The sequence below is a fragment of the Variovorax sp. P1_H2 genome (genome assembly GCF_056405295.1).
Window position 1 is genome coordinate 1 of the sequence record NZ_JBFUCJ010000172.1, and the last position, 8,850, is coordinate 8,850.

8 protein-coding genes and 1 tRNA gene are annotated in these 8,850 nt (G+C 68.6%); 5 read left to right on the plus strand and 4 right to left on the minus strand.

Annotated features, from left to right (window positions below; translation table 11 throughout):
* Positions 1-228: 228 nt before the first annotated feature.
* From AC1D2E_RS33060 to AC1D2E_RS33070, 3 genes are all read right to left on the minus strand, one after another.
* Complete coding sequence (locus AC1D2E_RS33060; RefSeq protein ID WP_478201323.1) at positions 229-1,245, minus strand: 2-dehydropantoate 2-reductase; 1,017 nt, start codon at positions 1,243-1,245, stop codon at positions 229-231.
* A 2-nt stretch (positions 1,246-1,247) separates the two neighbouring features.
* Positions 1,248-3,872: an alanine--tRNA ligase gene (gene alaS / locus AC1D2E_RS33065; RefSeq protein ID WP_478201324.1), complete on the minus strand. Its 2,625-nt coding sequence runs from the start codon at positions 3,870-3,872 to the stop codon at positions 1,248-1,250.
* Between the two features lie 207 nt (positions 3,873-4,079).
* Positions 4,080-4,153 (minus strand) — tRNA-Gly (locus AC1D2E_RS33070).
* Between the two features lie 138 nt (positions 4,154-4,291).
* Here AC1D2E_RS33070 and AC1D2E_RS33075 point away from each other — a divergent pair.
* From AC1D2E_RS33075 to AC1D2E_RS33095, 5 genes are all read left to right on the plus strand, one after another.
* Positions 4,292-5,224 (plus strand): glycosyltransferase family 2 protein, encoded by a 933-nt coding sequence (locus tag AC1D2E_RS33075; protein ID WP_478201325.1) that lies wholly within the window; start codon positions 4,292-4,294, stop codon positions 5,222-5,224.
* A 103-nt stretch (positions 5,225-5,327) separates the two neighbouring features.
* Complete coding sequence (locus tag AC1D2E_RS33080; protein WP_478201326.1) at positions 5,328-6,071, plus strand: cytochrome b; 744 nt, start codon at positions 5,328-5,330, stop codon at positions 6,069-6,071.
* Positions 6,068-6,625, plus strand: a complete 558-nt coding sequence (locus AC1D2E_RS33085) for a YceI family protein (RefSeq protein WP_478201327.1) — start codon at positions 6,068-6,070, stop codon at positions 6,623-6,625. Before AC1D2E_RS33080 ends, AC1D2E_RS33085 begins: the two co-directional genes overlap by 4 nt.
* Positions 6,626-6,644: 19 nt before the next feature.
* Positions 6,645-7,364, plus strand: coding sequence for a YceI family protein (locus AC1D2E_RS33090; protein WP_478201328.1), 720 nt, complete (start codon positions 6,645-6,647; stop codon positions 7,362-7,364).
* Between the two features lie 5 nt (positions 7,365-7,369).
* On the plus strand, positions 7,370-7,957 hold the full coding sequence (locus tag AC1D2E_RS33095) for an SRPBCC family protein (RefSeq protein WP_478201329.1): 588 nt from the start codon (positions 7,370-7,372) through the stop codon (positions 7,955-7,957).
* A gap of 81 nt (positions 7,958-8,038) precedes the next feature.
* Here AC1D2E_RS33095 and AC1D2E_RS33100 read toward each other — a convergent pair.
* Positions 8,039-8,850, minus strand: an 812-nt coding sequence (locus AC1D2E_RS33100) for a hypothetical protein (RefSeq protein WP_478201330.1), incomplete at its 5' end; no start/stop codon positions are given.

Consider the following 8,850-nt stretch of genomic DNA (forward strand, 5'->3'; position numbering starts at 1 on the left):
GTGCCTCGCAGAGCGAGTTAGTCTCGTCCTAGAGGTTCGAGCGGATCGTCGCCTGCGATCAGGTCAGCAGACTCGCGACAGCCGAGCCGAGCCGAGAAGGACAAGCGTCAAGCAAGCGCGCATCCGTGCTGCCACAGAGTCGTCATCAAGAACACCAAGAGCGCGGCCGCATTTGCATCGACCTGTCGAGCTTGGTCGACGACCCCGCACGCACCGCACCGCGCGCGCTCACATCCCCAGCTGGGTCAGCAGCTGCCGCGCAGGCCAGTGCTCGCGGCGGGCCGGCCAGGCCTCCACCAGTTCGACCATCCGTGCGTTGAGCGGCGCCTGCATGCCGTGGCTCTGCGCCAGCCGCACCACCTCGCCACTGAGCACGTCGATCTCGGTCTTGCGCCCGAGCGCCAGGTCGTCGGCCATGCTCGAGCGCGCCTTGGCATCGATGCGCAGCATGCGCGCCGCGACCAGCCGGAACAGCGGGGTCGGCAACCGCAGGATCGGCGGGATCCGCGCTGGCGGCACCGCACCGAGCTGGGCCGGCGCGATGCCGGCCCGCTCGAGCACGGCCAGCGCCTCGTCGATCAGCGCCGCGAAGCAGCGCCGGTAGCCGCGCTGCAGCAGCTCGTCGCGCAGCGGCAGCCCCGACAGCGCATTGACCGGGTTGTTGAGATTGAACAGCAGCTTGCCCCACTGCAACGGCAGCAGGTCGGCGTGGAGATCGACCGGAACGCCGGCGCGCTCGAACACCGACACCCAGGGCCGCAGCGCCGGATCGTCCTCGGCCGCCAACCGGCCTTCCGTGCCTCGATGGAAGGCGCCCGGGCCGATTTCGGCGACGTTGTAGGGCACCATGGCCGGCAGCACGTGCAGGCCCGGGCCGGCCTCGGCGGCGACCCGCGCGTTGGCCACGCCGTTCTGCAACGACAGCACGGTGGTGCCGGCCGGTAGCATGGCGGCGAGTTCGGCCGCGGCTTCGGCGGTCGCGCCGCTCTTCACGGTCAGCAGCACCAGGGCCGGCCGGATGTCGGACGGGACGCGTTCGTGGAGATGCAACTCGCTCGGCGACACGTGGCTGCGCCGGCCTTCGAGATCGGTCAGCGTGATGCCGTGCAGCGCCAGCGCGCCCAGCACGCGCGGCCGGCCGACGAAGCCGACGCGCACGCCCGCCGCCGCCAGGCTGCCGCCGATAAAGGAGCCGATGGTGCCGGCCCCCATCACAAGGATGTCGACCGCCACGTCGTCCGCCACGGCTAGACCCGTTCGGCGACCCAGCCCTGCACCGACTTCAGCGCCGCCGGCACGGCCGCCGCATCGGTGCCGCCGGCCATCGCCATGTCGGCCTTGCCGCCGCCCTTGCCGCCGACCTGCTGGGCCACGAAGTTGACCAGTTCGCCGGCCTTGACGCGGCCCATGGTGTCGGCCGTGACGCCGGCCGCGATCTGCACCTTGCCGCCATCGACGGCGGCCAGCACGATGGCCGCGGTCTTGAGCTTGTCCTTGAGCTTGTCCATGGTCTCGCGCAAGGTCTTGGCGTCGGCGCCGTCGAGCTTGGCCGCCAGCACCTTGACCCCCTTGACATCGACCGCCTGCGCCAGCAACTCGTCGCCCTTGGACGATGCCAGCTTGCCCTTGAGCGAGCCGACTTCGCGCTCCAGCGCCCTCACCTGGTCGAGCACCTGCGCGAGCCGGCCCTGCAGCTCGGAGGCCGGCGTCTTGAGCGTCGCGGCCACGCTGTGCACAGTGGCCTCGAGCTGCTGCAGATAGGCCAGCGCGTTGGCGCCGGTCACGGCCTCGATGCGGCGCACCCCCGCGGCCACGCCGCCTTCGCTGGTGATCTTGAAGAGCCCGATGTCGCCGGTGCGCGAAACGTGCGTGCCGCCGCAAAGCTCGCGGCTGGTGCCGATGTCGAGCACGCGAACCGTCTCGCCGTACTTCTCGCCGAACAGCATCACGGCGCCGGTCTTCTGCGCCGACTCCATGTCCATCAGGCGCGCCTGGGTCGCCTGGTTGGCCAGGATCTCGGCGTTCACGCGGCGCTCGATCTCGAGGATCTGCTCGGGCGTGACGGCGGCGTTGTGCGCGAAGTCGAAGCGCGTCTTGTCGGCGTCGACCAGCGAGCCCTTCTGCTGCACGTGCTCGCCGAGCACTTCGCGCAGGGCCTTGTGCATCAGGTGGGTGACGCTGTGGTTGCGCATGGTGGCGGCGCGGCGCGCGGTGTCGACGCGGGCCGTGACGGCGTCGCCGACCTTCAGCGTGCCTTGCGTCTGGGTACCGTGGTGGCCGAACACGTCGGCCTTGATCTTCTGCGTGTCCTCGACGCCGAACTGCACGCCTTCGGCGACGAGCACGCCCTGGTCGCCGACCTGGCCGCCGCTCTCGGCGTAGAAGGGCGTGGTGTCGAGCACCACGATGCCGGGCTGGCCCTCGGCCAGCTGCTGGACCGGCGCGCCTTCGAAGTAGAGCGCGACGACCGTGGCCTTTTCTTCGAGATGCTCATAGCCGGTGAAGGCGTTGCCCGCGCCCGTGTACTCGACGGCGCGTTCCATCTTGAACTTGCCCGCGGCGCGACCCGCGGCCTTCTGCTTCTCCATCGCGGCATGGAAGCCCGCCTCGTCGACCGCCACGCTGCGCTCGCGGCAGACGTCGGCCGACAGGTCGAGCGGAAAGCCGTAGGTGTCGTGCAGCTTGAAGGCGACGTCGCCCGGCAGCACCTTGGCGCCGCCGGCCAGCGCCGCATCGAGGATCTCCATGCCGTTGGCCAGGGTCTCGAAGAAGCGCTCTTCCTCGGCCTTCAGCGTCTCGGTGATGCGCTTCTCGTCGGCGCGCAGCTTGGGATAGGCATCGCCCATCAGTGCCACCAGGTCGGGCACCAGCTTGTGGAAGAAGGGCTTCTTCTGGCCCAGCTTGTAGCCGTGGCGGATGGCGCGGCGCACGATGCGGCGCTGCACGTAGCCGCGGCCTTCGTTCGACGGGATCACGCCGTCGGCCACCAGGAAGGCGGTGGCGCGGATGTGGTCGGCGATCACGCGCAGGCTCTTGTTCGCCACGTCCTTCTCGCCGGTCTCGCGCGAGGCGGCCTTGACGAGTGCGTCGAACAGGTCGATCTCGTAGTTGCTGTGCACGTGCTGCAGGATCGCGGCCAGCCGCTCCAGGCCCATGCCGGTGTCGACGCAGGGCGCGGGCAGGGGCTTGACGCTGCCGTCGGGCTGCATGTCGAACTGCATGAACACGTTGTTCCAGATCTCGATGTAGCGGTCGCCGTCTTCATCGGGGGAACCGGGCGGGCCGCCGGCGATTTCGGGGCCGTGGTCGTAGAAGATCTCGCTGCACGGGCCGCAGGGGCCGGTGTCGGCCATCATCCAGAAGTTGTCGGACATGTAGCGGCCGCCCTTGTTGTCGCCGATGCGCACGACGCGCTCGGGCGGCAGGCCGATTTCCTTCGTCCAGATGTCGTAGGCCTCGTCGTCCTCGATGTAGACCGTGGCCCAGAGCTTGTCGGCGGGCAGCTTGTAGACCTCGGTCAGCAGCTCGAAGGCCCACTTGAGCGACTCGCGCTTGAAGTAGTCGCCGAAGCTCCAGTTGCCCAGCATCTCGAAGAAGGTGTGGTGGCGCGCGGTGTAGCCGACGTTCTCGAGGTCGTTGTGCTTGCCGCCGGCCCGCAGGCAGGCCTGGACCGAGGCGGCGCGCACGTAGGGGCGCTTGTCGGTACCGAGGAAAACGTCCTTGAACTGCACCATCCCGGAGTTGGTGAACATCAGGGTCGGGTCGTTGGCCGGCACCAGAGAGCTGGAGGGCACGACGGTGTGGCCCTTGGTCGCGAAGAAATCGAGGAACGACTTGCGGATGTCGGCGACGCTGAAGGTGGGCTGGCTCATCTTGGGTTCTTGGCTTGTGCAGGTGCAAATGGGCGGCCGGTTGGGGGCAGCCCCTGCATCGAACCCACCTGACTGCTTGATCTGCTGGAGCCTGCGATTATAGGTTTGGGGGCTGTCCGGCCCCGTTGCCGCCCTCGAGGATCTCGGGGCCGCCGAGGGTCAATCGACTTCGGCGCTCAGCAGGCGCGCAGGCGCCGATGTGCGATTTGGAGCGGGCGAAGGGAATCGAACCCTCGTATGAAGCTTGGGAAGCTGCCGTTCTGCCATTGAACTACGCCCGCAGCAGGCGTGGATTCTAACGGCTGTCCCGACGGTTACGGCGGCCGGACCGGTGGGTGTCGCCGGCTTCTGCCCGCTATACTGTTTGAACCTCTAACGAACGTTCCGGATTGTCCATGGCGGGAATACCCAAGGTTTCGGTGATCGTGACCGTGTTCCGGCGTACCGAGTTTCTGACCGAGGCACTTCAAAGCGTGCTTGGCCAGACATTTCAGGACTTCGAAGTCATCGTCACCGACGATTCCGGCAGCGACGCCATCCGGGCCATCAGTGAATCCCAGGGCTCGGAGAAGATCCGCTACCGAACCAATGCCGAAACACTCGGCATCGCGCTGAATCTCCGGGCTGCGGTCGGCGAGGCCAGGGGCAAATATGTCGCGATCCTCAACGACGATGACGCCTGGGAGCCCGAATTCCTTCAAAGCCTGGTCGCTCCGCTCGACGAGGATTCCGGTCGAGTGCTCGCATTCTGCGACCACTGGATCGTCGATGGCCGCGGTGTCATCAAGCAGTCGGAAACCGACGCCAACAGCCAGCTTTACGGCCGCGCAAGACTGCAGCCAGGGGACGTCGAGCATTTCGATCGATTCGCCGTGATCGGCAACGGTGTGCCGTTGGCCATGGGCTCGGTGTTTCGCATCGATGCATTCGATTGGAGCCGGGTCGTCAAGGATGTCGGTGGCGCCTACGACTACTGGATCACCTGCCTGCTGGCCGCATCGGGCAAGCGCGCCTACTATGTGCCGCAGAGGCTGACCCGCTATCGCGTGCATGAAGCGATGGAAACCGCCAGGCAGGCGCCGGACAAGAACAACAACCTCGTCTACATCAACCAGACCCTGCTGCGAGACGAGATGTTTCCGGGCCTGCGCGGTGACTTGGTGCAGCACTATGCGCGTGCACTTTTCATCGTCGGGCGGGACCGCTTGCGCTTCAATCAGAAGCTTCAGGCCAGGGACTATCTGGCCCGCTCGGTCAAGCAGGCGTTCGACAAGAAGGCCTTTGTCTGTCTCTGCCTGAGCTACTTGCCGGCGCCTCTGATTTCGGCGCTGGTGGGCCACAAGACGCGATAATTCGATCCTGGTCGGCTGCTACGCCTCACTGAAGCGAGAGCGCCTCAAGGCATTTCTGGAGTCGACGAGGCACCGCGAAGTTCTCCTGACCTTGTGCTGCGCCATGCTGCTGGCGATTCCCTTCACGGTCTCGAAGCTGGGCGGCTACTGGTCGGCCACCTACGGCACGACGATCACCGCGGCCGTCGTCGCCCTGATCGTGGTCTCGCTGTGCGCGGCCCGGCCGCGCCGGACTGTCTGCGAAGGAAACCATGCAAGAACGGGCGTTCGCGCGCACTGCGGGATGCGGATGAAGGCTTCGAACATCGAACCCGCATGGAACGGGGTCGCGAAATTCCTGCACTGGCTGGTCGCGCTGCTGATCTTCACCCAGTTCGCGCTCGGCTGGCTGGCCGCGACCTGGCGGTTGTCGCCGACCAAGCTCGATCTCTTCGTCTGGCACAAGTCCATCGGCATGCTGATCCTGATCCTCGTGGTCCTGCGCCTCGCGTGGCGGCTGGCGACCCCCGCGCCGCCGCTTCCGGCCGGCATGCCGGCCTGGGAGCGGGCAGCGGCACACACGAGCCACGTGCTGCTCTACATCGTGACGCTCGCCATGCCGCTCAGCGGCTGGGTCATCCAGTCCGCCTCGGGCGTGCCCTTCAAGATCTTCCGGCGCATTCCGCTGCCGTCGATCACCGCAGCCGACAAGCACGCCGCGGATGTCGCGTCGCTCGTGCATTTCTCGCTCGGCGTGCTGCTGGCCTCGATCCTGCTGCTGCATATCGGCGCGGCGCTGCGTCATCACTTCATCCAGCGGGACAATGTGCTGATCCGCATGCTGCCTGCAAGAAAGCTTCCGAAATGAAAACACTGGGCTGTCTGGTCTCGCTGCTCGCCTGTACGGCTTTCCAGGTCGCGCACGCGGCCGACTGGAAGATGGACCCGTCCGGCAGCCGCCTGGAGTTCATCACCTCGTTCGAGACCGTGCCGGCGCCCGGCGTGTTCAAGGACTTCGACGTCCGCACCCGTTTCGATCCGCAGGCTCCGGCCGGCGGTCGGCTCGATGTCACCATCCAGGTGGCCAGTGCGGACATGGCCAGCGCCGACATCAACAAGGCGATCGCCGGCGTCGAATGGTTCGATTTCGCCAGGCACCCGCAGGCGGTGTTCCACGCCACCGACATCGCCCGTGTCGCGAATCGCTACGTGGCGCATGGCACGCTCACGCTCAAGGGCGTGCAGCAGCCGGTCGAGGTTCCGTTCAGCTGGACCCCCGCCGGCGAAGGCGCGACGATGGACGGCGAGTTCGTGGTCAAGCGGGCGCCGTTCGGCATCGGCACCGGCGAATGGGCCGCAACCGACGTGGTCGGCCCCGATGTGACCATCAAGTTCCACGTGCGGCTGCGCAAGGCCGGCTGAGATGGCTGGGCTGCGCCCGATGCGGTCCGCCGTCCTGCTCGCGCTGCTGGCGGCCGGGTGCGCGCAGCCGGGCCGCGAGGCGGTGCGGGAGCCGAATGCCGCGACCGCCCTGGCGCCCGAAATATCTCTTCGCAAGGCCTACGAGGAGGCCGCGGCGCAGGGTCGTCCCGTCCATCGCGTGGATGCCGCGCAATCGCTGGTCGTGGTCACGGTGCGCCGCGGTGGAACGCTCGGGCACCTCGGCCACGATCACGTGGTGGCCAGCCGCGCGATTCAGGGCTGGGTCGCGCCGGATGCCGGCCGGGCCGACCTTTTCGTCCCGCTGGCGGAACTCGCGGTCGACGAGCCGGCGCTCCGCGCCGAGGCCGGGCTGGACACCCAGCCGAGCGCGTCGGACATCGCCGGCACGCGCGCCAACATGCTCGACGGGGTGCTCGCGACGCAGACCTTTCCCTACGCCCTGATTCGCGTCGCCGGCGTCGGCCGCACGGCGACCGGCGTGCGCCTGGATGTCGCGATCACGCTGCGCGGCGTGACGCGGACCTTCGCGGTCCCGGCGCGGGTCGAGTCCGGCCACGACACCCTGGAGATCGCCGGCGCGTTCGAGTTCAACCAGTCGGACTTCGGCATCGTGCCGTTTTCCATCCTCGGCGGCGCGGTGCAGGTGCAGGACCGCTTGAGCCTGCGCTTCCGGATTCGGTCGCACCGCATCGCGCGGCCGGGCGAACTTGCGGATTGAGGGCGATGCGCGGCCGGCTCATCGCCACCCTGCTGGCCTCGGCGCTGCTCCTGCTCGGGGCGGCAGGCCTGGTCGGCGGGGCGATGGCGCAGCAGTTCGATATCGCTGCCGCGAACCAGGGCGGCTTCATCACGGTGACGGCTTCGGCCGAACTGCAGGCCGATCCGCACACGGTGTGGGCGGTGATTTCCGACTACGACCATCTTGCCGAGTTCATCCCGTTCATGCGCAGTTCGAAGGTGGTGCAGCGCGACGGCGACAAGCTGCTGGTCGACCTGGCCGGGGAGTTGACCTTCCTGTTCTTCAGGCAGCCGATCGAGGTGCGGCTGGAGGTGGTCGAGACGCCGCAGCGGCGGATCGTCGCGCATGCCGTGAGCGGCAATCTCCGGGCCATGGAGGGCCGCTATGCGGTCGAGTCGCTGCCGTCGGGCCTGGTGCGGCTGTCCTATTCGGGTGGCGTGGCGCCGGCGTTCCCGCTGCCGCCGGTGGTCGGCACCGTGATCGTGCGGCTGGTCCTCGCGAAGCAGTTCCGGGCGCTGGTGGCGGAGATCGTCCGCCGCGACGCGGTCGCGCGCGGCGCGCCGGCGCAGTAGCCGGAGGCCGCCGCACGACTGCAATGCAGCATCTGTCGCCTGCTGCAGGCCCGGCCGACCTTCGCCAGTGGATGCATGGCCTCAGTCGTCCACGCCGGTCAACAGGCCCTGCAGGTCGTCGTCGAAACCCGCCACGGGTTGCGCCTTGGCCAACGCCATCCAGACGGCAAAGGGCATTCGCGGCAAGGCACGGTGCACCGCCGAGCGCGCGACCACCAACTGCCCGTGCTGGGCGATCAACACGCCGCACTCCGGCGGGATTTCGTCCGGCTCGCCGACCGGGCGGCCCTTGGCGTCGCAGCCCAGCACGTACCAGCACTCGCCGCCCAGGTCCAGGTAGGCGGCGCGCTTGTCGGGCTTGCGCAGGTCGCTCAGCAGGTCGGTCCGGTTGACCTTGATCTCGTGCACGACCGGCTGCGCATAGGCCTCGACGCTGGTGTTGCGGATCGAGAAGACATCCGGCCGCGCGATGCACCAGCGCGGCTTGTCGCCCTCGGCCGCGCCGGCCAGCCGGGCCCGCAGGCTCAGGCCGCGCCAGGCCACGCGGCCGGCGCGCGTCATCTCGCGCGCGACCTGCTCGACCAGCGCCTCGTGGCGCGACAGCGCGGCCCGGTTCACCACCAGCGTGCGCGCCAGCTGCGCGATGCCCGCATCGGTCAGGCGCAGGGTCTCATGGCCCTGCGCCGAACGCACGCGCGCCAGCAGTCCAGCGGCCAGCAGGTCGACCTCGATGGCGTCGCCGCAGGGCCAGCCGGCCGATCGATGGATCTCGCGCAGCCGCCGCGCATGCGGGCGGCCGAGCGCCAATGCGCCCGGCGGCGGATCGGCGACCGGCGGCGGCGCGCCCGGGTCGATCCGCGGCGGGTCCGACGGTGGCGGGTCCACCACGGGCG